The 24,565-nt window shown below is 62.6% G+C and carries 25 protein-coding genes; 5 read left to right on the forward strand and 20 right to left on the reverse strand.

Going from position 1 to position 24,565, the window contains the following annotated elements; genetic code table 11:
* Positions 1–77: 77 nt before the first annotated feature.
* The 4 genes from AB8A38_RS15170 to AB8A38_RS15185 form a co-directional block, all read right to left on the reverse strand.
* Positions 78–644, reverse strand: coding sequence for a DUF2478 domain-containing protein (locus AB8A38_RS15170; protein ID WP_439086512.1), 567 nt, complete (start codon positions 642–644; stop codon positions 78–80).
* Positions 645–791: 147 nt separating this feature from the next.
* Entirely contained in the window at positions 792–1,166 is a 375-nt protein-coding gene (locus tag AB8A38_RS15175; RefSeq protein WP_439086513.1) for a winged helix-turn-helix domain-containing protein, read from the reverse strand.
* Between the two features lie 277 nt (positions 1,167–1,443).
* Positions 1,444–2,043, reverse strand: a complete 600-nt coding sequence (gene wrbA / locus AB8A38_RS15180) for an NAD(P)H:quinone oxidoreductase (protein WP_439086514.1) — start codon at positions 2,041–2,043, stop codon at positions 1,444–1,446.
* 56 nt (positions 2,044–2,099) lie between these two features.
* Positions 2,100–2,798: a pirin family protein gene (locus tag AB8A38_RS15185; protein WP_315840575.1), complete on the reverse strand. Its 699-nt coding sequence runs from the start codon at positions 2,796–2,798 to the stop codon at positions 2,100–2,102.
* A 107-nt stretch (positions 2,799–2,905) separates the two neighbouring features.
* Here AB8A38_RS15185 and AB8A38_RS15190 point away from each other — a divergent pair, with 107 nt between their 5' ends.
* Positions 2,906–3,832 carry a LysR family transcriptional regulator gene (locus tag AB8A38_RS15190; RefSeq protein WP_439086515.1) on the forward strand — a complete coding sequence of 309 codons (927 nt, stop codon included), beginning with the start codon at positions 2,906–2,908 and terminating at the stop codon, positions 3,830–3,832.
* Here the strand turns inward: AB8A38_RS15190 and AB8A38_RS15195 are convergent.
* Positions 3,829–4,929, reverse strand: coding sequence for a glycosyltransferase family 4 protein (locus tag AB8A38_RS15195; RefSeq protein ID WP_439086516.1), 1,101 nt, complete (start codon positions 4,927–4,929; stop codon positions 3,829–3,831). The genes AB8A38_RS15190 and AB8A38_RS15195 overlap by 4 nt on opposite strands.
* A 387-nt stretch (positions 4,930–5,316) precedes the next feature.
* Between AB8A38_RS15195 and AB8A38_RS15200 the strand changes: the two genes are divergently transcribed.
* Entirely contained in the window at positions 5,317–6,285 is a 969-nt protein-coding gene (locus AB8A38_RS15200) for an ABC transporter substrate-binding protein (RefSeq protein ID WP_439086517.1), read from the forward strand.
* Here the strand turns inward: AB8A38_RS15200 and AB8A38_RS15205 are convergent.
* Genes AB8A38_RS15205 through AB8A38_RS15215 form a run of 3 tightly spaced genes read right to left on the reverse strand, consistent with a single transcriptional unit; the run spans position 6,257 to position 10,129 of the window.
* Complete coding sequence (locus AB8A38_RS15205; RefSeq protein WP_439086518.1) at positions 6,257–7,513, reverse strand: MFS transporter; 1,257 nt, start codon at positions 7,511–7,513, stop codon at positions 6,257–6,259. The two genes, AB8A38_RS15200 and AB8A38_RS15205, sit on opposite strands and share 29 nt — an antisense overlap.
* Positions 7,510–7,878: a hypothetical protein gene (locus AB8A38_RS15210; RefSeq protein WP_439086519.1), complete on the reverse strand. Its 369-nt coding sequence runs from the start codon at positions 7,876–7,878 to the stop codon at positions 7,510–7,512. The genes AB8A38_RS15205 and AB8A38_RS15210 overlap by 4 nt, the downstream gene beginning before the upstream one ends.
* A gap of 46 nt (positions 7,879–7,924) precedes the next feature.
* On the reverse strand, positions 7,925–10,129 hold the full coding sequence (locus AB8A38_RS15215; RefSeq protein ID WP_439086520.1) for a TonB-dependent receptor: 2,205 nt from the start codon (positions 10,127–10,129) through the stop codon (positions 7,925–7,927).
* Positions 10,130–10,365: 236 nt separating this feature from the next.
* On the opposite strand from AB8A38_RS15215, the gene AB8A38_RS15220 reads away from it, so the two are divergent.
* Positions 10,366–11,409, forward strand: a complete 1,044-nt coding sequence (locus AB8A38_RS15220; protein WP_439086521.1) for a helix-turn-helix transcriptional regulator — start codon at positions 10,366–10,368, stop codon at positions 11,407–11,409.
* A 171-nt stretch (positions 11,410–11,580) separates the two neighbouring features.
* On the opposite strand, the gene AB8A38_RS15225 is transcribed toward AB8A38_RS15220, so the two are convergent.
* From AB8A38_RS15225 to AB8A38_RS15245, 5 genes are read right to left on the reverse strand one after another with little or no spacing between them, the layout of a single operon-like run.
* Positions 11,581–12,477, reverse strand: coding sequence for an efflux RND transporter periplasmic adaptor subunit (locus AB8A38_RS15225; RefSeq protein ID WP_439086522.1), 897 nt, complete (start codon positions 12,475–12,477; stop codon positions 11,581–11,583).
* Positions 12,474–12,683, reverse strand: coding sequence for a DUF1656 domain-containing protein (locus AB8A38_RS15230; RefSeq protein WP_439086523.1), 210 nt, complete (start codon positions 12,681–12,683; stop codon positions 12,474–12,476). Before AB8A38_RS15230 ends, AB8A38_RS15225 begins: the two co-directional genes overlap by 4 nt.
* Complete coding sequence (locus AB8A38_RS15235) at positions 12,680–14,746, reverse strand: FUSC family protein (RefSeq protein WP_439086524.1); 2,067 nt, start codon at positions 14,744–14,746, stop codon at positions 12,680–12,682. The genes AB8A38_RS15230 and AB8A38_RS15235 overlap by 4 nt, the downstream gene beginning before the upstream one ends.
* Positions 14,743–15,222 (reverse strand): MarR family winged helix-turn-helix transcriptional regulator, encoded by a 480-nt coding sequence (locus tag AB8A38_RS15240; protein ID WP_439086525.1) that lies wholly within the window; start codon positions 15,220–15,222, stop codon positions 14,743–14,745. The genes AB8A38_RS15235 and AB8A38_RS15240 overlap by 4 nt, the downstream gene beginning before the upstream one ends.
* A gap of 57 nt (positions 15,223–15,279) precedes the next feature.
* Positions 15,280–15,492: a hypothetical protein gene (locus AB8A38_RS15245; protein ID WP_439086526.1), complete on the reverse strand. Its 213-nt coding sequence runs from the start codon at positions 15,490–15,492 to the stop codon at positions 15,280–15,282.
* Positions 15,493–15,530: 38 nt separating this feature from the next.
* On the opposite strand from AB8A38_RS15245, the gene AB8A38_RS15250 reads away from it, so the two are divergent.
* A complete protein-coding gene (locus tag AB8A38_RS15250; RefSeq protein ID WP_068733121.1) occupies positions 15,531–16,286 on the forward strand; it encodes a hypothetical protein in 756 nt (251 codons plus the stop codon).
* 48 nt (positions 16,287–16,334) lie between these two features.
* A complete protein-coding gene (locus tag AB8A38_RS15255; protein ID WP_439086527.1) occupies positions 16,335–17,003 on the forward strand; it encodes a hypothetical protein in 669 nt (222 codons plus the stop codon).
* Between the two features lie 7 nt (positions 17,004–17,010).
* Here AB8A38_RS15255 and AB8A38_RS15260 read toward each other — a convergent pair whose 3' ends face one another.
* From AB8A38_RS15260 to AB8A38_RS15290, 7 genes are all read right to left on the reverse strand, one after another.
* Entirely contained in the window at positions 17,011–17,556 is a 546-nt protein-coding gene (locus tag AB8A38_RS15260) for an adenine phosphoribosyltransferase (RefSeq protein ID WP_068733118.1), read from the reverse strand.
* A gap of 28 nt (positions 17,557–17,584) precedes the next feature.
* Positions 17,585–19,747, reverse strand: a complete 2,163-nt coding sequence (locus AB8A38_RS15265) for an anthranilate synthase component I (RefSeq protein ID WP_439086528.1) — start codon at positions 19,745–19,747, stop codon at positions 17,585–17,587.
* 219 nt (positions 19,748–19,966) lie between these two features.
* A complete protein-coding gene (locus tag AB8A38_RS15270; RefSeq protein ID WP_315840562.1) occupies positions 19,967–20,452 on the reverse strand; it encodes a GNAT family N-acetyltransferase in 486 nt (161 codons plus the stop codon).
* 73 nt (positions 20,453–20,525) lie between these two features.
* The gene (locus AB8A38_RS15275; protein WP_439086529.1) at positions 20,526–21,200 is read right to left on the reverse strand and encodes a dienelactone hydrolase family protein; all 675 of its coding nucleotides are present in this window, start codon (positions 21,198–21,200) and stop codon (positions 20,526–20,528) included.
* Positions 21,201–21,249: 49 nt separating this feature from the next.
* Positions 21,250–22,527: a flavin-containing monooxygenase gene (locus AB8A38_RS15280; protein ID WP_439086530.1), complete on the reverse strand. Its 1,278-nt coding sequence runs from the start codon at positions 22,525–22,527 to the stop codon at positions 21,250–21,252.
* Entirely contained in the window at positions 22,524–23,489 is a 966-nt protein-coding gene (locus tag AB8A38_RS15285; RefSeq protein ID WP_439086531.1) for an SDR family oxidoreductase, read from the reverse strand. The genes AB8A38_RS15280 and AB8A38_RS15285 overlap by 4 nt, the downstream gene beginning before the upstream one ends.
* Positions 23,486–24,415 carry a bile acid:sodium symporter family protein gene (locus tag AB8A38_RS15290; protein ID WP_439086532.1) on the reverse strand — a complete coding sequence of 310 codons (930 nt, stop codon included), beginning with the start codon at positions 24,413–24,415 and terminating at the stop codon, positions 23,486–23,488. The genes AB8A38_RS15285 and AB8A38_RS15290 overlap by 4 nt, the downstream gene beginning before the upstream one ends.
* Positions 24,416–24,565: the final 150 nt, after the last annotated feature.

Consider the following 24,565-nt stretch of genomic DNA (forward strand, 5'->3'; position numbering starts at 1 on the left):
TTGCGCTCGATCAGCTCATTGTGACGCCCGCGAAGGCTGACGCAACGGCTCACTCGTTTTAGCTGTGAATAGAAACTCTATTTCAGCACTTCGCAAACGGTGCGATGGTCCTGACGTATCAGTCCCTCGGTGCGGCAGGAGACTTTCGCCCACCAGCCGTCGAGCGACTCGCGATCGCAATGAAGTTTGACGCTCATGCCATCGGCAAATTCGATCCATTCGGAAAAGCGATGCGACGGCACAGCGATCACCACGGGGATATCGCTGCTGAGCGCACGCTCAATCAGATAAGCGAGCCCCTTGCCCTCGCGCTCCTGCTTGCCGAACCGGTTGATGATGACCAGATCGGCGCCCTCGTCGATAGCGTCGGCGACCTGCGTGCCCGCATTGAGCAATTGCCCGACATCCAGCTTGCAGCCTTTTGCGCCGGGGCCGAGATCCTGAAACAAGCGCACCTGCGCGCCCGTATGCAACATCACCGCTGTGAGCTTCGGCACGTCCACTTCGCGATGTCCGAGCTGCACCAGCCCGACCGGGCGAACGCCCCGCTTGCTCAGATCAGCCGCAAAAACCTGCAATACGGCATCGGGGTCCTGGTCCTTCTCATAGACCAGCGCAGCGAGATCGCATTGGGCATCGAACATTGCGGGATTCCGGTTGAGACCCAGCGCGCCGGGAGCGGCCGGGGACAGCGCAATGCTAGTCCAGAATAGAGGCATTCGAAAGCGCGATCAGGGTGGCGGTCGCGATATATTTATCCGGATACAACGAGGATACCGCCGGGTGGCAGGCTAGAATCTGCGCTTCTTGCCGATATCGCCCTTCAGCGCCAGCAGTTCCTTGCGTGCGGCGGTGGCCGCAGCGCTTTCGATGCCACGATAGCGCTTGATGAGCGTCAGACCGAATGGCGTGAGGAGAGCTCCGCCCCCATTCTTGCCACCTGTCTGGCGCTCGACGGCGGGCTGCCCGCAGATGCGGTTGAGTTCATCCACCAAATCCCAGGCGCGCTTGTAGGACATGGCCATGGTGCGGCCGGCGGCGGAAATCGAACCGGTGGCGTGAATATGTTCGAGAAGCTGGATCTTGCCCGGTCCGATCCGTCCCTCGGAATCGAGGTCGATACGGATACTGAGGGCTGGCACCGGCGGGCTGGTTGATTTGGACATAGCCCAAGTTTACTTCCGTAGACGCAACCTTGCCAGTCCAACAATCAAGGAACGTTTCAGCGTTGGCGGCATTCGGAGCAAACCACTTCGCCCTTGGTCACATGGGCGATGCCGCGACAAACCCACCGCCTAGCCATCGCGTGCAGCGGCCGCCGTGCCAGCTGATAAATAAAATACACATCGAGCATGGTGAAATCGAATCCGTTTGTTCCAGCATAGATAGGGCGGCGCTCTGCAATCAGAACGCCGCCTTTCTTGTATCTGCTATCCGTTTTAGTTAGCCGTGAATTTTCTTCGCGGTCTCGGCGATCACCTTGCCCTGATAACGAGCACCGGCCAGTTCGTTGGCCGAAGGCTGGCGGCTGCCGTCACCGCCGGTGATCGTAGTCGCGCCATAGGGCGAACCGCCCGTGACCTCATCGAGCTTCATCTGGCCCTGGAAGCCGTAATTGAGGCCGACAACGGTCATGCCGAAATGCAGCAGGTTGGTGATGATCGAGAACAACGTGGTTTCCTGGCCGCCATGCTGGGTCGCGGTCGCGGAGAAGGCACCGCCAACCTTGCCATGCAGCGCGCCCTTGGCCCACAGACCGCCGGCCTGATCGAGGAAATTGGCCATCTGCGAAGCCATGCGGCCGAAGCGGGTGCCGGTGCCGACGATGATCGCATCGTAATTGGCGAGATCGTCGATGGTCGCGATCGGGGCAGCCTGGTCCATCTTGTAGTACGACGCCTTGGCGACCTCGGCAGGCACCAGTTCAGGCACGCGCTTGATGTCGACGGTGGCGCCGGCTTCGCGTGCGCCTTCGGCGACGGCATTGGCCATCGCTTCGATATGGCCGTAAGCGGAATAATACAGAACGAGTACTTTGGTCATGGTCAGTCTCCGTTGGATTGGGATGAATAGGTCGGGTTGATGGTTGGTGGGCGCCGTCAGGCCGCGTCCACCAAGACGAGTTCGGAATCTTCAAGCGCCTTGATCGTGACGTTTGCTTCATCACGGATGGCGACACCGTCGCGGGCGTTGACGCGAATGCCGTTGATCTCAATCGCGCCGGCCGCCGGCACGAGGTAGCCGTTGCGCGAGCTACCCAGCGGATATTGCGCGGTCTCACCGGCCTTCAGCGTGGTGGCCAGCACCCGGGCGTCAGCCCGGATAGGCAGTGCCCCGGCGTCGTTCTTGAAGCCGCTGGCAATGGTGACAAACTGGCCGGAGCGATCGGCCTTCGGGAACGGCTTGGCGCCCCAGCAAGGCTGGCCGCCCGTTTGTGTGGGCTCGATCCAGATCTGGAAGATCCGTGTGGTCGATGCCTCCAGATTATATTCGGAGTGCCGGATGCCCGAGCCCGCACTCATCACCTGGACGTCGCCGGCCTCGGTGCGGCCCGTGTTGCCCAGACTGTCCTGATGCGTGATCGCGCCTTCGCGGACATAGGTGATGATTTCCATGTTGGAATGCGGATGAGCCGGGAAACCGGTGTTCGGCGCGATCTCGTCGTCGTTCCAGACGCGCAAGCTGCCGTGGCCCATATTCTCGGGGTCATAATGGCTGCCGAACGAGAAATGGTGCTTGGCCTTGAGCCAGCCGTGGTCGGCGCCACCGAGTTTGTCGAAAGGTCTGAGGTCGATCATGACGAAATCTCCGTCGTTTGATGCATTTGCATCCTGGGCATCTGGATATGCCCTCGCAGATGGCGCATAAATAGAAATGATGGAAACTCATCGTTTCGGATTTTGAGATGCCTAAACTTCCCGATTTCGAAGCGCTGGCGATTTTCGCCAAGGTGGTCGAACTGCGGTCCTTCGCGGCGGCAGCGACCGAGCTGACCCTGTCCAAGGCCACCGTCTCCAAGGCGGTCGGTCGGCTCGAGGATCGCCTGGGCGCGCGGCTATTCAACCGGACCTCACGGCGGCTGGCGCTGACCGACTCCGGCAAGACGCTGGCGGTGAAGGCCGCGCAAATGCTGGCGGACGGCGAGGCGCTCGAGAACGAGGCACTGGCGCAGTCGGCGACACCGCGCGGGCTGGTACGGCTGGCCGTGCCGATGACCTACGGCACCAATACAGTGGCGCCGCTACTGCCGGAATTTCTGGCACAGTATCCGGAGGTCTCCATCGACCTCAGCCTCAGCGACGCGACCGTCGATCTGATCGGCGAAGGCTTTGACGCCGCGATCCGCATCGCGTCGCTGCCGGACTCATCCCTGATCGCGCGGCGGCTGCGTCCGGTGAAGCGCTACATCGTGGCCGCGCCGTCCTATTTCGCGAAATACGGCCGGCCGACGCATCCCATGCACCTCGCCGACCACAAGTGCTTTGGCTACACCTATCTCTCGACACCCGGCGTCTGGCACTTCACCAATGCGGCCGGCGAACAGGCCAGCGTTCGGCCGGCCGGGCCGCTCCGCGTCAACAATGGCGAGGCGCTGCTGCCTGCGCTGATCGCCGGATTGGGGATCAGCGACCTGCCGGATTTCATCGTTGGCGAGGCCCTGGCCAGCGGCCTGCTTGAAGCCGTACTGCAGGACTGGTCGCAATCGTCGAGCGGTGTCTACCTCGTCACGCCGCCGGGCGGTCCCCGCCCCGCCCGTGTCGAAGTGCTGCTGGAATTCCTCGCTGACAAACTCGCCGCTGCCGGCAAGCGCCCACGCAAGACATCAGGCTAGCTCGCCTTCATCATCTGCCCGTAGATGCCGAAATACTGGTCGCGCATATTGGCGATATCGAATTCGGTGACGAAATCCTTCGCCGTCCTTGCGATCTTCGCGGCAAGCTCAGGCTGCGCCGCAAGCGCCGCGATCTTGTCCGCGAGATCCTCGGCGGATCCGACCTTAAATTTGATACCGTTCGAGCCATCCACCAGCAGTTCGGCCGGGCCATCGACATCCGCGGCGATGACGGGCAGGCCGACCGCCATGGCTTCGAGCAGCACCAGTCCGAAACCTTCGAAACGCGATGGCAGGACGAAGATATCGGCCTCGTCCAGCGGACGGCACACATCGGTGCGCCCACACAGAAAACGAATACGATCGGCGACATTCTCGGCGATCGCCTGCGCCTTCAAACTCAGGAGGGTCGACTCGTCGCCCGCCGGCGGGCTGCCGACGAAATCGCAGCGAATGTCGAGCCCGCGCGCGACGCAGAGGCTGACCGCCTTGATCAGGATGTCCTGGCCCTTCTGTTTCGGATAGATGCGGGCCACGTTGATCAGCCGCAGCGGCGAGCCGAAACGGCGTTGCCGCGCCACTCTATCGAATGTCGCGAGCGGGATACCGTTATGCACCTTGAACAGGCGCTTTAGTTTGACAGATTCACATTCACGCTCGACCGCAGCAGAGATCGCGATGTTCCAATCGACGAACCGCTGATGCAGCCGAAGCTTCACGCGGTCCCACGCGTTGACGAGGCCGGTATTGTGAATCGTGTAGCCGACGCTCATCGGACGATACAGTTTACTCAACATGGCGAAGTGCTTGGCGCCGCTGTCATGCGCATGGATGATACGAATATCGTGACGGCGGATGATGTTGAGTAAACTTAGAATGACACGTGGATTGCGGTTCCCGGGTGGGCGCTTGAGGAAGTAGACCGGATGGCCTGTCGCGGAGAGCTCGGCAGCCAGGTCGGGATGGAAAAAGTCGTTGATGACGACGAAAACCTGCGGAATGTCCTCTCCCGGCGTGCAACTGGCAGCGAAATTGATCAGCAGTCGCTCGGACCCGCCCACGGTCAGCGACGAAATCAATTGAAGCACACAACCCACTTTGAAATGCTCCCGGCCCGAATGCCGGGCGACTTCCAAATCCGTCGCGCTCCAAACGGCCCGATTGCGAAATAGCGCCAGGGTTTTTGTCTGTTCGGAGTAATCCATTCCCTATTTCGGCTGACGCTCGTGGCTATTCTGCGGCGCACCAAATGCGCCACGGAAGCGAATTCTGGCGGAAAGACGGCAGAGTTGCGCTGGAATGCGCACGCAGGTTGACGGTGGGCCAAAACACATCAGATTTTCCGAAAGCGCAAAACTTCCACGCCATTTCCCGCAACGCTACATTCGTTGCTTTCGCTCGGCGATATTCAGTCAGCCATTTCATTGACTGAATCCGTGTCGGACGTAGCTTTGATGCTCGCCATTGCATCAGAGAAAGTGACCATGACCACCGCCTCCCCTACGCGACGTTTGCTATCAACGCTCATCGCCACAGCCTTCAGCGCAGCGATCGCCACATCCGCTTTCGCTGCCGATCAGATCACACTGCGCGTCGGCGACCAGAAGGGCGGCAATCGTTCGCTGCTGGAAGCCGCCGGTCTCACCAAGGACCTGCCCTACAAGATCCAGTGGTCGGAATTCCCTGCGGCCGCGCCGATCCTCGAAGCCATCAATGCCGGTGTGCTCGATGTTGGTTACACCGGCGACCTCTCTTTCCTCACGGTCTACGCGGCGGGCGCGCCGATCAGGGCGATAGGCGGCACACGGTCCAATGCGGACACACAGGCGATTCTGGTGCGCAACGATTCACCGATCAAGACCGCTGCCGACCTCAAGGGCAAGCGCCTCGCAGGCACACGCGGCGGCTGGGGCCAGTTCCTGATTGAGGCGACGCTGGAGAAAGCCGGTTACAAGACCAGCGACGCAACTTTCGCGCCGCTCGGTCCCGTCGATGCCAAGATTGCACTTCTCGCCGGTTCGATCGACGGCTGGGCCGTATGGGAACCCTACATCTCCTACGCCGTGCTGAAAGACAATGCACGGGTGGTTGCCGATGGCACGGGCCTGACCCCGACCTTGACCTTTATCGTCGCCTCCGAACAGGCGATTGCCACCAAGCGCGAGGCCGTCGCCGACCTGTTGCAGCGGCTCAACAAGGCCCGCACCTGGTCGCGCGAACATGTCAATGAATATGCCAAAAACACCGCCGAATTGACAAGGCTGCCGGAAGACGTGCTTGCGCGCGCCTACAAGGCGCAGGACACACGGCCGATCGCCATCGACGATGGCGTGGTGAAGGAATTCCAGGAAGCCTCCGACCGCGCCACGCGCTACGGGATCCTGTCCAAGCAGGTCGATGTCAGCAAGGCGGTCGACCGCAGCTTCACGCAGGCTGCGCCGGCGTCGAACTAGCGGGCGGTTGCGCAGCGAGAATGCGCATCGTCGCAATCGCCGCGATCAGCGACAACCCTGTGGCGACGCTGAACAGCGTCCCATAGCCGAGCAGATCGGCAATGCGGCCCGACAGCATCGAGCCGATGAAATAGATGATCAGCTGGGCACAGGCCAGAATCGTGAAGTCGGTGCCCGGCTGATCCTTCGATGCCGCCGCCATAAACAGGCTGTAGAGCGCAACGATCTCCATGTAGCGGATCAGGGTCTGGAATCCGGCCGCGCCGAAAATCGGCCAGATGCCGGTCACGACACCCAGCGCATGCGCCGTGAACAGCGCAAAGCAGATGGTGCGGAGAATGCCGAGCAGGCCCAGCGTCCAGCCAGTGCCGCAGCGTTGCAACAGCCAAGCCGCGCCAGCCGCGCCCACGAGGCCCGCCGTCGTCGCGGCGCCACCCGAGAGATAACCGATCTGTTTGAGCGGCACGCCGGCATCGACGAGGTAGCTGCCCTCCATTGCTTTCACGAGACCCTCGCTCATCCGATAGATCAGTGCGATCCAAAGGATGTTGCGCACCTCGCGGCGGCGCAGGAAGGCCATCACGGAAGGCCGCGGCTTCGACGGATCGATCTGTTCGGCATCCTCCTCGCGCATCGCGAAGGCAGCAAAGAGCGGGATCAGCGAGAAGCCCGCGATGGTCAGCAGCATACCGGTCCAACCGATCTGCGCATAAAGCACGAGACCCAGTGTGCCGCCGATCACCACACCGAAGGCGACAGAACCGCCCTGGATCGCATTGCCGATGGCGCGATCCTCCGGCGCGAGATATTTCGCGGCATAGCCGTCGGTGGCAATGTCCTGTGTCGAGATCAGCAATGAGCCGAACAGGCCCACCGTGATGATGCCCCATACATTGGTTGCGCCAAGCGGGATCAGGCACAGCAGGCTGATGATCACGCCGGTCTGGGTCACGATCACCCAGCCGGCGCGATGCGCGCGCGCGAAGGGACGGATGCGATCGACGATAGGCGCCCAGAAGAACTTCAACAGCAACGGCAGGAACCAGAGACTGAGATAGCCGATCTCGCTGCGCGACACGCCGGCCTCGCGCATAATCGGCGGCAGCGCCGCCGCAAACAGATAGGACGGGATCGCCTGTGCCAGATACAGCCCGCCCAGCACGACGAACAGGCGTTTGCGTCCCATGACGGCGACCGGCGCAGATGCGTTAAGCTCCGCGGTGCTCATGCGAGGCTGCGATGTTCGGCGAGAAAGGCGCGCGCGGCGATCTCGTCCTCGAGCGCCACCAGCGGCATCGGCCAGAGCTTCCGAAACGTCTCTTCCATCTTCTTGTTGGCGCCGGGGCGTACAATCGCCACAGCACGGCAGCGCGCGGAGATATGGCCGCGCGTCGCCTTGAACCACAGCGCCTGCTCCCGCTCGCCGGCGACGGACAGTTTCCCGCCGCCCCCGAACACGGTCAGAAGTTCGAATGGCGCATCATGCTCGCCGACCCGGGCCAGCGCGGCCAGATAATCGCGCTCGTCCGTGTCAGCGTAAGGCGGCAGGAACCGTAGCGTCAGCAGGCTCCCATCAATCTCTAGATTCACCATGATGGCAATTAGAACTCCCTGGGAAGTGGCCTTGGAAGGTTTGGTCTTAGAATGTCTTGCGATAGCCGACCGTCACGGTGCGGCCCCAGGAATAGACCGGCAGGTTGCGCACCGAGGTTGCTGTCGGGTTCTGCAGCTCCGTATCGAATAGGTTGTTGACGGCTGCATAGGCTTCGCCGCCATAGACCGGCCCGCTCAGCGCGGCATTCATCGTAAAGCCGCCCTCGATGGGATAGACCGTATTGGTCAGGTTGATGCCGCGATTACGAGCGGCATAGCCCTCGCCCTCGACGCGCAGCTTGATGCCGTTGTCGAAGCGATAGTCGCCAAAGATCAGACCGCGCACCGGACTGCCGATCCGGTTGTTGGGCAGCCACGAGTCGAGCACACCGTCCTTGTTGGTGTCGTAGCGGCCTTCCTTGTAGCCGATCGTGGTACCCAGCGTGAAATTCCGGTTGATCGCCATCTCGCCGATATATTCGACGCCGTAGATCATTTCCTTCTGCTGCGAGATCAGGTTGGTGACGGGATCGAATGTCACGCCCTTCTCGGAGGTGCTGACGAAACCGGTGATGCTTCCCTTGTAGGGGCCGTCGCCGCCGCGGATGCCGATTTCGTAGTTATTGACGATCTGGGCTTCCGGCGCGATCGAGGTGAAGGAGATGGTCTGGCGTGCCAGCGGCAGGCAGTTCGGCGTCGCTACCGGACAGGCAAAGGCGGTGGATGAAAGGCCGGCGCGGCGCGTATAGGCACCGACATCGGGCAGCGCATAGCCCTGCGAGAAACCGCCGAACAGATCGATCTTGTTGTTGAGCTTGAAGGTCGCGCCGAGATTGTAGGTCGGCGAGGCATATTCGTATTGGCCGCCGATAACATTGAGCGCTGGCAGAACGAAGCGCGTCACGGGCGAGATCGCGGCATAGGCTGCCGGACGCAGGAAGTCGTCGACGCTGAGATCGAAATGCTCGTAGCGAACGCCGCCGCGCGCGGTCAGCCGATCGGTGATCGGGACTTGCACCAACGCAAATCCGGCTGTCGTCACCTGGGTCAGCGGCGTGAAGACATCGCGGCCATCGGTCAGTGTCTGCCATGTCTTGTCATGGACGACGTCGGTACCCCAGGTCACCTTGGCACCGTTCCAGATGCGGTCGAGCGGCGTATCGATCGTCAGATTGACCCCGCCGCGCTCGGAATACAGCGTGGTCTGGTTGGCGGGGCTGGTCGGGCTCAGCGGGTTTCCGGAATAATAGACCAGCGAGTTATAGGGATAGGAGAACTCCGAATAGTTGAAGCGCTTCTTGATGTCATTGTAGAAGCCGACCACGCTGAGATTGCCGAGCACGAAGTCGGTATCGCTGTAGCGCAATTGGAACGAGCGCGAATCTTCCAGCACGCTCTGCCCGGTATAGGGCTTGGTGAAATCCGGCTTCGCATAGGCGCCGGAATAGTCGGTGAGGTATTTCGGCGTCTGGTCGAGATAGAACTGGCTGATCGAGGCTTCGATGCGCTTGCCGCCATCGAAATCGTAACCGATCTTGCCCAGGAAATTGCTGCTGGCGAGACGATCACCACCTCCCTGCCCGAGCATGGCGTCCGATGGCAGCTCGCGGCCCGCGCCATCATACGTCTTCTGCGCGCCGCGACCGCTGCCAACGAACACGTAGTCGACGCCATTGGTGTGCTTGCCGCTGACGCTGGCCGACAGCTCCGGTGCCAGCGAACCGCCGGGATCGGCAGTGAAGGTGCGCAGCGCCGTGTTGACGCTGACGCGCGGACCGCCCGGCTGCGCTTTCTTGGTGACGAAATTCACCGTGCCGCCTGTCGCGCCGGCACCATAGAGGCTCGATGCACCGGCGACCAGTTCGATGCGCTCGACGGAATTCAGATCGATCAGCGACAGGACGCGCGAGACGTCGCGGAGCGGCGTCGTCAGCGGCACGCCGTCCATCAGCACCAGGAGGTCGCGGCCGCGATAGCTTTCGGAAGCGCCGGAGATGGTCTGGTTCGACACCGAAAAGCCCGGCAGCAATTTAGCCAGCAGCGCGGATGCGCTGCCGCTCTGCTTGAGCTGTTCGTCGATTTCCTTTTGGTCGATCACCTGCACAGTCTGCGGAATATCCGAAATCGAGCGCTGGGCACGCGCGGCCGTTACCGTGATCTCGTCGAGCGTGACGCCCGCGCTCTGCTGCGCCACGGCCTGCGATGACATGAGCCCGACGGCGGGGATGAGAAGGAAATGGCTATAACGCATGAGCTCGGAGTCTTCCGTATGTTCGTGGCGACGAAGCACTGGAGAAACCGAGCCGGTCAATTCGACCGAGGCCGCAGCAGTTTGGAATCAATGTAAATTCCAGCCGCGGCTTTACTCTTCTTACGCCTGCGCATTCCGTCTATCGTCACAGCGATACGGCACAGCCCATTGCATGACTTGGACTCGGTGAATTGATAGTCGGACTGGAGCGAACGAAGCGGTTTGGATTCGATGCTGTGGCAAACGCGCATCAGTCGCGGTCTCCATCCTGCGTCGATGCCGCTCCCGATTGCCCTCTCGTCCCGCTCTGGCTGGTTGCCGACGATATCGATGACACCCTGCGCAAACCGCTTGAGAGCCGCCTGCCGTGGAAGACCGTGCAGCGCAATTCGTTGGGATCGTTTCGCGCAGCGCCGTTCCAGTCAAAGGCGATCCTGCGGATGCAGCCGCATCTCGGACTGATGTCGTGTTTCGATCCCGCACCGCTTTGGACCATGCCCGACGACGATAGCGCCACGACCGGCAACGACTCGTCGCAGGATATCCTGGTGCTGCGGCCATCCGATGGCGTGGTGATCGTCCAGCAGGACGGCCAGCGCCAGACATGCATGCCGCGCGAGGCGATCATTCTCGATCCCAGCCGCGCCACCACCTTCATCATGAATGATGTGAGCCGTGTCGATTGCCTGCTGCTCCCCAGCAATGGTCATACCGGGTTGCGCCACATCGCCCATGACAATGGCGGGCTGATCGCGCTTGGCCATTACGCCGCCGCGGTGATGCGCGGCCTGCTGCCGATGAATTCGGCCGCGCTGACCGGCCTCGCCATCGACTACATGAACGGCCTTGTCGCTACGATGATCGATGAGGCCGATGCGCCGGAGCGGCGCGCAGCGCTGCGACAGGACCGGCCGACCATCAGCCTGCTGTCGCTCAAGGCCGATATCGAAGCCAGCCTCAGCCAGCCGACGCTGTCGCTAGAACGGCTGGCCACGACCCATGGCGTCACCGCACGTTATTTCCAGAAATTGTTCGAGGCCGAGGGGCGGACGTTCTCGGATTACCTCCTGGAGCGCCGGCTGGAGCGCGCCTTCCACATGCTGCGCGACGGCAACCGTGGGGATCGCGCCGTCAGCACCATCGCCTTCGAGGTCGGCTTCGGCGATCTCTCTTATTTCAACCGCACCTTCAAGAAACGTTTTGGCGCCACGCCTCGGGAAATACGGGCGCGGTTTGAAGTGATGCTGGTGGGTGCACAGTCACCGATAGTCGACAATTAGCGAGTTGTAGCACGAACAACTCTACTGTCGTCCCCGCGAAGGCGAGGACCCATAGCCTCCATCCTCTCCGCTGAAGTGAAGGCTTCTCCCAACGGTGATCATCGAAACGGGAGTGTTTATGGATCCCCGCCTTCGCGGGGATGACAACAGGGTGTATGGAGGGCCCGCCGCTTAGTCTACCTTCGCCACCGTCGTCCCAGCCCGCGGCAGGATCTCCACCGTGGCCGTGCGCCCTGCGACCAGCGTGGCGCCGGCCGGCACCGGATCGAGTGCGATGCGCACCGGCACGCGCTGGGCGAGGCGAACCCAACTAAAAGTCGGCGTCACATTGGCCAGGAGATTGCTGCCTTCAGCGCGGTCGCGGTCCTCGATGCCGGCGGCGACGCTTTCCACATGGCCGGTGAGCTTGGCGGCATCGCCCATCAGGTGAATATGAACGGGATCGCCGACGTGGATCCGCGACAACTTGGTCTCCTCGAAATAGCCGTCCACATGCAGGCTCGACGTATCGACCAGCGCCATCACGCCCTTGCCGGCGGTGACATAGGTGCCCGGGCGCAGATCCATGTTGGAGATCACGCCAGAGACGGACGCATGAACCTCGCTGCGATCAAGATTGAGCTGCGCCACGGCCTGATCGGCGACGGCCTGATCCAGCGATGCCTTGGCCAGCAGCTGCGTTGCGAGCACCTGCTCCTTCTTCTGTTGCGACACCGCCGCAGTGGTGAGGTCGTTGTAACGCTTCAGATCGAGATCGGCCTGTTCAAGGCTGGCCTTGCGGCCCGCCACAACGGCTTCGGCCTGCTGCAGCGCCAGCGCGAAGCGCGCGCGGTCGATCCGCATGATGACGTCACCGCGGGCCACTTTCTGGTTGTCCTTCACCAGAATCTCGGTAACGAAGCCCGAGACATCCGGCGCCACGGTCACCACATCGGCGCGCACGCGGCCGTCGCGGGTCCACGGCGCATCCATGTAATAGACCCAGAGATAGTGCCCGACGGCGAGCGCGGCGACGACGGCCAGCGCGGTGACGGCGAAACCACGAACGAAACTCACAGCGTTTTTCATGACAGCAATCCAGAGGATAAATAGACCACGCCGCCCAGCAGGCAGACATACAGAGCAAGATCGAACAGCGCGCGATGCCAGACATAACGATAGAGGCCCGAGCGCTCGATCAACGGGCGCAGCAACGCGCCGATGGCGTAAGTGATGACCAGCCACAGCATCAGCGATGGCAACAGCACACCGAACACATCGATTTCATATCTCATGCGGCCACACTCCCGGCACGAAGCCCCGATTCGGGCAGATAGGCCGGTGCCGTCGGAAACAGTCCGCGGCGAATGCCGACAAGCCCGATCAGCGCGTCCGCGCGCCCTGCCCCGCGTTCGCCCATGGCTTCCGACAGCGCGTGATCGACTTTCGTCAGCAGTGGTTCCGGCATCGCACCGCCTTTGTAGTTGCGGAAGCTCGTGGCGAGTTCATCAAGCATTGCGTCCATCGCCTTGAGCGTCCGCAGCGACAGATGATGACGCGCCCGGCGCAGATCGACGATGTTCAGCCCGACGCGCAATTCGCGCAGGTTGTCGACAGCACGCAGCGGCGAATCCTTCAGCGCCGTCAGCCGCGGTGCGAGGAGACCGATGCGGTTCAGCATCAGCCCGGCAAAGGCCGCGCGGTCACGATTGCCGCGCTGTTCGGCAGCCTGCGCGATGGCGATCCAGCCGCGCCGCATCAGCCGCTTCACACTCCATTCGGAGCCGACTGAGCGGATCAACTGGATCGAGATGACCGACAGTTCAGTACCGACGAAGAAAGCCACGCTGGAATTGGCAAAAGTCGCGAAGTCGGCATTGTAGGTCGTCTGGAGCGCCATCAGCGTCGCGGTATTCGCGGCCAGCAGCATGCCGATGAAGAAGGTGGCGGGGCGCGCGATCAGATAGCCGAACAGCAGGAACGGCGGCGCCAGCACGGCCACAAGCAACTCGACATCGGTGATGGCAGGCAGGATCGCGAACAGATAGAGCGCGATGATCACCATCGCGGCCAGCGTCCATTTGGCAAAGCCGCGCAACCCCACCGCGGGATCGTCCATGCTGGCGAAGAACGAGCAGCCGACAGCCGCCATGGTCGGTGCTGTCGCGCCATCGGTCCAGCCGGTGGCGATCCAGAACGCGCAGCATACGAGGATGGTCACGAATACGCCCGCGGCAGACCACAGCGCCATGCCGTGATCGACATGCCGCACCGGGGCCACGCCGGCTTCAGCCTGAAAGGCGAGTTTCGCGCCCGGCGGACGGCCGCCTTCGGCAATCGCCTGATTGAGCACCCGGCAATCCGCCGAGATATCGACGAGCTCGCGCATCCGCATCAGCAGACTGGCGATCATGATCTCGTTCCACGACGACGACGCGCTCAGTTTCGGCTGCTGCGCGGCGATCATGCTGCGCAGCCGCTCGGCGGGTTCGCGGTCAGTGCCGTTGTCGGCAATCCAGGCCGAGACGTCGTCGATCAGCGCCATCAATTGCGGATGGGCCGTCCGTCCATTCTCGCCCAGCGCATTGATGCGATCGCCCATGGATGACAGCAGCGGCAGGAAGGTCAGCATCCGCGTGCGCAAGGCCCGCATCCAGCGCGAGGTCTCGCGCCCACCGAGCCGGTCATAGGCCAGATGATCGGCGAGCGTATCGATATCCACGGCGTCGGCAGCGAGCTTGAGGCGCAGATCGCGTGTTGCCGGATCGGCGCTGCGGCCGGCCAGCACGTCCTGCGTCAGCTTGCGCGCACCGGCGAGCCAGGTATCGACCCGCGCTGCAACCGCCGGGCCGACGCTGCGCGGCAGCAGGATAGCAGAGACCAGCGTCGCGCAGAGAATCCCGACAATGATCTCTTCGCTTCGTGCGACCGCTGTATCGAAGATGGCGGCGGGTTCGTTGACCGAGGGAAAACTGATCAGCGCGCAGGTGTAGCCGGCCAGCATGAACATGTAGCCGCGCGGCGTCCTGTCCAGCAGTGACACATAGAGACAGAGACCGACCCACAGCGCGATCGCGAGGCTCAGCAGTTCCGGTGAATTGACGAGATTTGGCACCAGCACGACGCTGGCCGAAGCCCCAACCAGTGTGCCGATGACGCGAAACAGCGCTTTCGAACGCGTCGCGCCGGCCAGCGGCTGCGAGGCGATATAGACTGTGGCCAGTGCCCAATAGGGCCGCGGCAGATCCATCGCGAAGCCAATCAGCAGCGCCATCATGCCGGCGATGAAGGTTTTCACGGAGAAGATGATGTCGGCGTGGCGGACGAGAAACGGAGGTTGGGCAGCAGCGGAGGTCATGGCAGCGCGTCCGCCTCCTCGGCCGCCTCATACAGACGATTGGCCGATTGCTCGATCCGTCCGAGCACATCGAAGGCGATGGCGAGCTCGTCCGGCGCGATCCCTTTCATCAGGTCACCGCGCAGCCGCCGCATCACCCGCCGAATCTCCTCGGCCTTGGCGTCGCCGAGCGGAGTCAGATGCAGCACCTTGGCGCGGCGATCGGTCGGGTCCTCGCGCCGCTCGACGAGCCCTTCGGCAGCCAGCAGATCGATCAGCCGGACCACCGACGGGCCCTCAAGCCCCATTTCGTCGGCGAGCACGCCCTGACGCACATTCTCGCGTCCGGCGCGGGACAGGATCAGCAGTGGATGTGCCGTGGCTTCGGACAGGCCATGCGCCGACAGGGTCTGGTCAGCCTTGCGGCGCCAGACCCGTGCCAGTCGCGCAACCAGCAGGCCCAGTTCGGCCTGAATATGCGCTTGGGAGTGGGGCATGGAAATTAGATAGGATGCTATCGATTAGGCTGCAATCGATTTTGTGCACCGCGCCAATCACGGTGTGGTGAGGATCGGCGGCAGGCCGAAGAACCGGCCAGCCGGGTCGGCGATCCGAAATGCCGAAAACAGTGCCCGCGACCAAATATGGAGAATTTCCCAATGATTTCCGTGGGCCATATCTTTCAGCGATTGAAATCCCCCTTGTTTCTGCCATGTTCGCGCCCAAAGCAGGCATCGGGTAGTGTTCTCCGGCGCGCGAATCTCCATCGCGCGGATGCTCCAGTTGAAAGCGGCAAAGGAATTCCATGGCGAAGCCAGCAGTGATTGTCGTCGGCGCGGACAAGGGTGGGGTCGGCAAGACCACGGTTTCGCGGACGGTTCTGGACTATTTCAGCGCCAATAACGTCCCGACCCGCGCTTTCGACACCGAGTCGCCGCGCGGCACGCTGAAGCGGTTCCATTCGGACATCACCGAGATCGTCGACATGACGACCACGGCCGATCAGATGAAGATTTTCGATACGCTCAACAGCGCGTCGCCCTCGGTGACCGTGATCGACGTCCGCGCAGGCCTGCTGTCCCGGGCGCTGGCCGATCTGCGTGACATCGGCTTCCTCGATGCCGCCAAGTCCGGCCAGATCACCTTTGCCGTTTTCCATATACTCGGCCCGTCGATCGCCTCCCTGGACGAGATCGCCGAGACCGCCGGCTTCATGGACGGCGCCAAGTATTTCCTGGTGAAGAACTTCATTAACAACACCAGCTTCTTCGAATGGGACCAGGCGACCTACAATTCCTATTTCCACCGCATCAAGGGCGCCACCGAGATCACCATCCCGAAGCTGAACGAAATGGCCTATGAGCAGGTCGAAGTCTCCAGCGTGCCGTTCCTGAAATTCGTCGCCAACAAGGGACCGCATGACGAGACCGCGAATTATTCATTCGTGCTGCGCGGCTATGTCCGGCACTGGCTGGCCAATGTCTGGAGCGAATTCGACCGCATCAAGCTGACCGATATCGTCCACGACAAGCCCGGCGCCCGCAGCCCGGGCGAGAAGTAAGTCCATTTAACGATTGGAGCGGCGTCGGATTCGCCTGATATTGCGCCGATGCGACGCACGCCCGTTTATATCATCTGCTCGACGCGGCCGATGGTCGGCAAGACCCTCGTCGCGCGCCTGTTATGCGAATTCCTGAAGCTGCAGCGCGGCGACGTCATCGGTTTCGATGTCAGCCTGAAAGAACCGTCGCTGCTGGATTTCCTGCCGAAGCTGACCGAGACCGCCGACGTCAATGACACATTTGGCAAGATGTCGCTGATGGACCGGCTCATCATCAACGACGACATGGCCAAGGTGATTGACCTCGGCTATTTCGCCTTCGACGAATTCTTCAAAATGACCGGCGAGATCGGTTTCGCCAAGGAAGCGGCACGCCGCGGCGTGGCGCCCATCGTGTTCTTCATGGGCGACAGCGACCGTGCCTCATTGCGCGGCTACGAGATGCTGCAGCAGCAATTCACCCGCAATTCGCTCTATGTGATCGACAACGAACACGTGCTGCGCGGCGAAATCCCGATGGCGCTGGCGCAGGGCCGCATGCTGCGTATCGCGGCGCTGCCGGTGTTCCTCAAGACCTATATCGACCGGCTGAATTTCTCCTTCACCAGCTATTTGCGCTCGGAGCAGGATTCATCCACCGAGCTGCATCAGTGGATCCGGAAGAATTATTTCAGCTTTCGGGAAATCGAGCTGGGACTTTTGCTGCAGGGCTCGTGACGGGCAATCAATGCCCGTCGAACGTCATCAACGTCCGCACCGGCACATTCATCGCCCGCAGCTTCGCCGCGCCGCCGAGATCCGGCAGGTCGATGATGAAACAGGCGGCCATCACCTCAGCACCGATCTGGCGCATCAGTTTGACCGCACCTTCAGCCGTGCCGCCGGTGGCAATCAGATCATCCACCAGGATCACGCGCTCGCCGGGCTTGATGGCGTCGGCATGCACTTCCATCTCGTCGATACCGTATTCAAGGGAGTAAGCGATCCGCACGGTCGTGTGCGGGAGCTTGCCCTTCTTGCGGATCGGCACGAAGCCGGCCGAGAGCTGATGCGCCACCGCGCCGCCGATGATGAAGCCGCGCGCTTCCATACCGGCGACCTTGTCGATCTTCAGCCCCGCCCAGGGCTGCACCAGCTCATCCACCGCGCGGCGGAACGAGCGCGCATCACCCAGCAGTGTGGTGATGTCGCGAAACAGGATGCCCGGCTTCGGATAATCCACAATGGTACGGACGGAGGCTTTGAGATCGTGCGCGAGTTCGGGTGTCATCAGGGTCTTTCGGTTCTTCAGATGGAGATCAGTTGGGGCGCTGCCCCAACCGAAATGCGTTTTCGACGATACGTAAGCCGACCTCGCCGCCAAGCGACATCAGCGATTCCGGGTGGAACTGCACGCCGCCGACCGGCAGCGTCTTGTGTTCGATGGCCATGGCGACACCGTCCTCGGTCGAGGCCGTCACGGTGAGCACATCGGGCATGCTGTCCTGCTCGACAAACAGCGAGTGATAGCGGCCGATGACGATTTCATTGGGCAGACCGTTCATCAACCGCCCGCCCCGCACCTGCACCCGCGACGGCCGGCCATGCGCCGGCTGCGCGAGCTGGCCCAGCACGCCGCCAAAATATTCGCCGATTGCCTGCACGCCCAGGCACACGCCAAACACCGGCAGTTTCTTGGCCAGCGCGGTATCGAGTGTCTTGCCGATACCGAAATCGGCAGGACGTCCCGGCCCCGGCGACAGCACGAGGAGATCGAAACTCTCGCGGTTCAGGACGGTCTGTGCATGGACATGACGAACCACGCTGACGGTCGCGCCGACCTGACGGAAGTAATCTGCCAGCATATGCACGAAACTGTCATCATGATCGATCAACAAGACCTTCTTGCCCGAACCGGTTGCATCCGGCGCGAAGGCCGACAGACGCTTCGGCGGATCGCCGCGCAGCGCCTGGAACAGGGCCGCGGCCTTGGTCTGGCATTCCTTCTCTTCAGCGACGGGATCTGAATCGAACAGCAGCGTTGCGCCAACTCGCACTTCGGCGAGGCCATCCTTCATGCGGATGGTACGGATGGTGATGCCGGTATTGATGCCGCCATCGAATGACACGGCGCCGATGGCGCCGGCATACCAACGCCGCGACGAGCGCTCGTTATCTTCGACGAACTGCATCGCCCACAATTTCGGCGCACCGGTCACCGTCACCGCCCAGGCGTGGGTCAGGAACGCATCGAGCGCGTCGAAACCGGGCCGCAGCATGCCCTCCACATGATCGACCGTGTGGAACAGTTTCGAATAGGTCTCGATCTGCCGCCGCGCCAGCACCTTGATCGTGCCGGGCACGCAGACGCGCGCCTTGTCGTTGCGATCGACGTCGGTGCACATGTTGAGTTCGAATTCGTCTTTCTCCGAATTCAGGAGCTGACGAATCTGCTCGGCATCGCCGATGGCGTCGACACCCCGCGCTATGGTGCCGGAAATCGGGCACGTCTCGACGCGGCGGCCGTCGGAGCGCACGAACATCTCGGGCGATGCCGCAACAAGAAACTCGCCATCGCCGAGATTCATCAGCGCGCCATAGGGCGACGGATTGATAACACATAGCCGCTGGAACACTTCCGCCGGCGAACGTTCGCAGGGCTCGGCGAACAACTGCCCGGGCACCGCCTCGAACAGGTCGCCGCGCGCGAAAGCTGCACGGGCGTTCTCGACGGTGCGCTGATATTCGCCGGGCGCGTGATCGGCAAAGCCCTGGCGCGGCGCCTTGTTGTAGCCGCTGTCGGGCGTGTCGCGCGGTAGGCCCTCGGTGGAGCGGTCCTTCCAGGTGAAGTCATAGGACATCAGCACGCCGCGACCGGTGGCACGGTCATAGGCCAGCAGCGTGTCGGGCAGATACAGCACGATGTCGCGTTGGTCGACCTCGCGCGTGCGCTTCTGCTTCAGATCTTCCATCTGGAACACGAGATCATAGGCGAAGGCGCCATAGAGCCCGAGCATGGAATCGTCTGAGGAGAACAATTGCGCGACCATGTCGCGCACCAGCGACATCACGCTGGCGCGGCGCGTGCGCTGGTCTTCCTCGAGCGGCGCCTCGCCGCGGATGATGTGGCCCTTGAGCTTCGACATCGTCCGCCCGTCGAGGGCGATACAGGGATCCTGCAGCGTGTCGGCGAGGAAGGCGATCAACACCTGGCCACGCTTGTTCAGCGCCGTCAGCGTGAAATCCGTCCCGGTGGTTTCCAGCAGCAGCGGCGGATCGGCGAAACCGAGATCGAAGCTTTCATAGCGGCCGGGCACCGTGGTGCCCGACGAGAGCACCACGCCGCGGCGCTGGTCGAGCCGGACGATCAGATCGTCCAGCGCGGTGCCGCCGGTGAAATAATCGACATGGCGCGCCACGGAGAGACCCGCGCGGGTCTTGTAGGCGCTGTCAGCGGGGAGCGAAAACACAGTCCTGTTCATGGTGTCCTCTTAGGAAACATGCCGGAGGGGGCGCCACACAGAACAAACAGGCCAAAAAACGAACAAAGGCCGTCGCACTGCGATGGCGGCCTTCGACGATTGAAAATAAGCAAATCGCACCGACCACCTCTTCAGGAGGTGCGCCACCAACGACGGCTGTTGCGGACAGGGGTGCTCATGGCCGGCAAATCACCATGGCCGGGCCCGAAGGTCAAGGGACTAGACGGCCTCCGGCCGCTCCCGGACGAATACCGTCAGCTTGAGCGCCCCGACGCCGTCCTCGATCGGGGTCCAGCCGATGCTCTCGTACCAGGCCCGACGGGGCGGGGCAGCGCAGAGATAGACCCGGGCATGACCGCGGGAGAAGGCCTCCAGACAGGCCCGCTCGATGAGCGACGGGGCGACGCCCTGCTTGCGGGCATCGGGCTCGGTCCAGACCGCCGCCACCCAGGGCGTATATTGCGGGCGCTCGTCGAGATCGGACACCAGCAGCGACGCCGTTCCGAGAAAGTCCGGCCCACGATGGGCCACCAACGCAATCGGCAGGTCGGTCCCCTGCATGTTCTCGCGCAGCCGCTCGACGATATAGGCCTCAGGCACGCCATGACGCTTCCACCACGCCTGCCAGATACGATCGGCGACGGCGTCGAAGAAGTCGGCCTGCTGGCGCAAATCGGAAATGGTGTAGTCGGATGCCATTGGCATCCGACTACATGCTCACCGATCATGCATCAAGCCGGCGAACGGAAGCGCCGAGGGCACGGCCGCCGCCAATCGTTTATCCCAGATGCTTCTTGAAGAACGCCGTGGCCCGGCCCCAGGCGAGTTCGGCGGCTTCGCGGTCATGGACGCTGACGCGCTGTTCGTTGACGAAAGCGTGGTCGGCATCATAGCGGAAGAATTCGGCGGACTTGCCGGCAGCCTTCAGGCCGTTCTCGAACGCATCGACCACGGCAGGTGTGCACCAGTCGTCGCGATTGGCGAAGTGGCCCTGCAGCGGCACCTGCACATCGGCGGGCTTGGCGGCCTGCTCCGGGGGAATGCCGTAGAACGCCACGGCGGCCTTGAGTTCGGGAATCTTGCACGAACCGATGATGGTCACGGCGCCGCCAAGACAGAAACCGGTGAGACCGACTTTGGCACCGTTGCGCGACAGATATTGCGCCGCGCCGCGCACAGTCTGCGTCGTGGCATCCATGAAATCCAGCGAGTTCATCTCTTTGCCGGCAGCGTCCGTGTCGTGATAGGGCACGACCACGCCGTTATAGAGATCCGGCGCCAGCGCATCGAAGCCGGCCAGCGCGAGACGATCGGCCAGGCCCTTGATCTGCTCTTGAAGACCCCACCATTCCTGGATCACGACAATACCCGGCGCGTTGCCGGCCTGGGCATTGGCGAGATAGCCTTTGGCTTCCTTGCCGTCGGGGCGCTTGAAGCTGATCGATGTTCCCATGGTGTCCTCCGCTGGAATGGTTCGGGCCAACTTATAGACCCCTCACGTGTCAACTCAACCGGGCCAGCGCACGCTGCAGGTCGCGCTTGTAGGTGAGAAAATCGACAAACAGTCCGTGTTCGCCGCCGTCCCGCCGTGGCGGTTGCGCGAACCACTGTGTGATCTCCTGCCGCAGCGCTGCTGCCGCATCCGGCCGCGCGGCCTTGGCCGCGAGATAGGCCGCAATCACGCGGGCCTGCAATGCACGCCCTTCCCAGCCCACGCCCGCGCCTTCCAGCAGCCCGGCCACATACAGGCCGTTATCCTCGGACGGAAACATGTTCATGAACAGCCTGGGCGCACCGATCGCGTCCTGCCAATCGAGTGCACGGAGATCGCCGAGGAACGGAAACGTGATCCGGTAACCGGTCGCAAGCAACACCAGATCGACCTCGTCGCAGTGGCCATCGGCAAACACGACCACCTTGCCGTTGAATTCGCGGACCGGCTTGCGCAAGCCGACATCGCCCTGGCCAAGATGCTGCAACACCAACGAATTGACGATCGGCGTGCGGTCATAGAGGCGGTGCTGTGGCTTCGGCAGACCGAAGCGCTCCGGCGCGCCGACAATGAAGCGCAGGATCGGCTCGTGCAGCCTTGACCGCAGGTTCTTCGGAATGATGAAGCGCTTCGGCTTGTGGTTACCTTCATCCGCCGGCTTGCCGGCGAGAAACTTCGGCACGAAGTGATTGCCGCCGCGCACGCTCCACAACACTTTATCCGCGCGATGGACCGCATCGACGACAATGTCGCAGCCGGTATTGCCCATGCCCACCACCAGCACGCGCTGGCCGGCAAAGATATCGGCGGTCTTGTAGTCCTTGGCGTGCATCACCGGACCATCGAAGGTGCCTGACGTCTTGGGGATCAAGGGATCGCTGAGATGACCGTTGGCGATGACGACGCCGGCATAGTCGGCTGCCGCACCGTCGCTGAAGACGGCGCGCCATCCGCCGCCCTCCCGCGTCAGACTGCGAACGCCGATATTGAAACGGATCAGCGGATAGAGATCGAAATGCCGGGCATAGCTCTGCAGATAATCCAGCACCTGGCGATGGCCCGGATAGGCCGGCCAGTCCTCCGGCATCGGGAAATCGGCAAAGGCCGTGGTGCGCTTCGACGAGATCAGATGCGTCGAGGCGTAGACTGCGCTCGGCGCCGCGCCATACAGCCACTGCCCGCCGACATCGGCGTTCTGCTCGACGGCTTCCACAGCATGGCCAGCGGCCTTCAGGCTCTGCATTGCGGCAAGACCTGCGGGACCGGAGCCGATGACAAGGAAAGTCATGACCTCGGCTCCGGGCGCTTGTCGCGATAGCGTTCGAACACGGCGCGCGCATCAAGCCTGGGCGAATATCCGAATTCGGATTTGAGCCGGGTGTTGTCGAGCACCGGACGATACTGGATGAATTTGACATTCTGTGGTGTCAGTTTGGTCAGCCCGAGCGCATGGAGCAACCACAGCGCGCCCTTCATCACCGTGGGCGGAATTGGAATGAACGGCTTGCCGTTCAGTTGCGTGATTTCGCGCAGGCTGAGCGTGCCGTCGCCGGCGAGATTATAGATGCCGCCCTTGCCGGTGCGCACCGCCTGCGCCAGCGCCGCCACCACATCGGAATCGGCAATCAACGAGAACGGCGTTGTGGTGCCACTCAGACCAGTCACGACAGGGCGCTCGAACAATGCGGTGATCTGGTTGTTCGTGGTCGGCCCCAGCACCGTGCAGGGGCGGAACACGGTCTGCCGCAATTGCGGATGATCGCTACGCCAACGCGCCAGCATCTCCTCGACCTCGCGCTTGTTGCGCGCATAAGGGAAATCCTCGTTGCCGCGCAGCGAATCGATCTCACGCAGCGGCACGGGATTGTCGGCGTGATAGCCATAGGCTGCGCCGCTTGAGGTGACGATGAGGTGGCCAACACCAGCCGCGAGACAGGCTTCCAGCACATTGCGGGTGCCCAGCACGTCGATCTCGTAGTCGCGCCGGTCGTCGCCTCCGACGGCAACGACCGAGGCGAGATGCACCACGGTGCGCGGCTTCACGCGCGCGATGACCTCCTTCAACGCGGGATCGCGAATGTCGCCGTGCTCATAGGCAACGCCGTCCAGGCGCTCTTGCAACGGCACCTCGCGCAGATCGAGCGCCGTCACCGGCCCGTCACCGCGCGCCAGTTCGCGCAACAGCGCGCTGCCGATGAAGCCTGCCGCGCCGGTGATCAGCACGCCGCTATTCGCCATCGCGTCGCTCATGCCGCACCTTCAATGCGTTCCGGATGCGGGTCGCGCCGTTTCCACCAGGCCGCCAGCGCCCAGCCGGAGACGAGATGCCAGACTCCCCAGCCAGCGGCGACCAGCGCAGCCCCGCCAAGGCCGTCGAACTGCGTGAGGATCAGCGCCAGTCCCAATCCAGAATTATGCATGCTGACCTCGATGGTGAGCGCACGGGTGTCGTAGTCGCTCAGCCCAAGGATCTTCGCGACGCCCCAGCCGAGCGCGACGGCAATCGCGTTATGCAGCACGACGAATGGCAGCACCGAGGTCGAGAACACCGAGACGTAGCGCCAGTTGGTGATCGTCGCGGCCAAAATAAATCCGATCAGGAACACGAAAGACAGGATCTGCAGCGGCCGGCGCAGACGGTCGGCCAGCCCCGGCAGATGACGCACCGTGAGCAGACCGGCAACCATCGGCACGCCGAGCAGCAGCACGGTCGATCCGATAAACGAGACGGGATCGACGCTCACCTGGCGCAGCAGTGCGGCGGTTTGCGGATTGAGCCCGGCCCAAAACAGGATATTCAGCGGCGTCGTGACGGAGGCGAGCAGGCTGGAGATGCCGGTCATCGACACCGACAGCGCGGTGTTGCCGCGCGCCATATGGGTGATGAGATTGGAGATGTTGCCGCCGGGACAGGCCGCCACAACCATCATGCCAAGCGCGATGGAGGGCTGCGGCTTTAACACCATGGTGATCGCCCATGTGACCGCCGGCAGAAGGATCAGTTGCGCGGCGAGCCCCGCGAGCGGCGCCGCCGGACGTCGGAACACATCGACGAAATCGGCGACGCGAAGATCGAGGGCGACGCCATACATGATCAGCGCCAGCACGATGCCGAGCGCCATCTGGCCACCCGGACTGATGTTCAACAGAATATCGTCGATCGCCGCGCCCGCCATCCATCCCCCCGATGAGCGTGGATATCCGTGACGCTCACCGAGCCCGCGTCTCCCGCCTTTGCGCGAAGCTTAGTCAACGGTTCCCCGAGAATCCATGGTCCGGGTGCGCACAGGCTGAAAACGAAAAAGGGCCCCATCGGGGGCCCTTTT

It is taken from the genome of Tardiphaga sp. 839_C3_N1_4 (genome assembly GCF_051811045.1).
Lineage (GTDB): Bacteria > Pseudomonadota > Alphaproteobacteria > Rhizobiales > Xanthobacteraceae > Tardiphaga.

Coding starts and splice junctions, on each gene's coding strand:
- AB8A38_RS15225 (WP_439086522.1), bottom strand. CDS start 12,477: ATGAAAAACGCTGTGAGTTTCGTTCGTGGTTTCGCCGTCACCGCGCTG.
- AB8A38_RS15255 (WP_439086527.1), top strand. CDS start 16,335: ATGCGACGCACGCCCGTTTATATCATCTGCTCGACGCGGCCGATGGTC.
- AB8A38_RS15190 (WP_439086515.1), top strand. CDS start 2,906: ATGCCTAAACTTCCCGATTTCGAAGCGCTGGCGATTTTCGCCAAGGTG.
- AB8A38_RS15245 (WP_439086526.1), bottom strand. CDS start 15,492: ATGGAGATTCGCGCGCCGGAGAACACTACCCGATGCCTGCTTTGGGCG.
- AB8A38_RS15185 (WP_315840575.1), bottom strand. CDS start 2,798: ATGATCGACCTCAGACCTTTCGACAAACTCGGTGGCGCCGACCACGGC.
- AB8A38_RS15175 (WP_439086513.1), bottom strand. CDS start 1,166: ATGTCCAAATCAACCAGCCCGCCGGTGCCAGCCCTCAGTATCCGTATC.
- AB8A38_RS15215 (WP_439086520.1), bottom strand. CDS start 10,129: ATGCGTTATAGCCATTTCCTTCTCATCCCCGCCGTCGGGCTCATGTCA.
- AB8A38_RS15285 (WP_439086531.1), bottom strand. CDS start 23,489: ATGAGCGACGCGATGGCGAATAGCGGCGTGCTGATCACCGGCGCGGCA.
- AB8A38_RS15250 (WP_068733121.1), top strand. CDS start 15,531: ATGGCGAAGCCAGCAGTGATTGTCGTCGGCGCGGACAAGGGTGGGGTC.
- AB8A38_RS15260 (WP_068733118.1), bottom strand. CDS start 17,556: ATGACACCCGAACTCGCGCACGATCTCAAAGCCTCCGTCCGTACCATT.
- AB8A38_RS15240 (WP_439086525.1), bottom strand. CDS start 15,222: ATGCCCCACTCCCAAGCGCATATTCAGGCCGAACTGGGCCTGCTGGTT.
- AB8A38_RS15265 (WP_439086528.1), bottom strand. CDS start 19,747: ATGAACAGGACTGTGTTTTCGCTCCCCGCTGACAGCGCCTACAAGACC.
- AB8A38_RS15290 (WP_439086532.1), bottom strand. CDS start 24,415: ATGGCGGGCGCGGCGATCGACGATATTCTGTTGAACATCAGTCCGGGT.
- AB8A38_RS15230 (WP_439086523.1), bottom strand. CDS start 12,683: ATGAGATATGAAATCGATGTGTTCGGTGTGCTGTTGCCATCGCTGATG.
- AB8A38_RS15235 (WP_439086524.1), bottom strand. CDS start 14,746: ATGACCTCCGCTGCTGCCCAACCTCCGTTTCTCGTCCGCCACGCCGAC.
- AB8A38_RS15275 (WP_439086529.1), bottom strand. CDS start 21,200: ATGGGAACATCGATCAGCTTCAAGCGCCCCGACGGCAAGGAAGCCAAA.
- AB8A38_RS15200 (WP_439086517.1), top strand. CDS start 5,317: ATGACCACCGCCTCCCCTACGCGACGTTTGCTATCAACGCTCATCGCC.
- AB8A38_RS15170 (WP_439086512.1), bottom strand. CDS start 644: ATGTTCGATGCCCAATGCGATCTCGCTGCGCTGGTCTATGAGAAGGAC.
- AB8A38_RS15210 (WP_439086519.1), bottom strand. CDS start 7,878: ATGGTGAATCTAGAGATTGATGGGAGCCTGCTGACGCTACGGTTCCTG.
- AB8A38_RS15205 (WP_439086518.1), bottom strand. CDS start 7,513: ATGAGCACCGCGGAGCTTAACGCATCTGCGCCGGTCGCCGTCATGGGA.
- AB8A38_RS15280 (WP_439086530.1), bottom strand. CDS start 22,527: ATGACTTTCCTTGTCATCGGCTCCGGTCCCGCAGGTCTTGCCGCAATG.
- wrbA (WP_439086514.1), bottom strand. CDS start 2,043: ATGACCAAAGTACTCGTTCTGTATTATTCCGCTTACGGCCATATCGAA.
- AB8A38_RS15270 (WP_315840562.1), bottom strand. CDS start 20,452: ATGCCAATGGCATCCGACTACACCATTTCCGATTTGCGCCAGCAGGCC.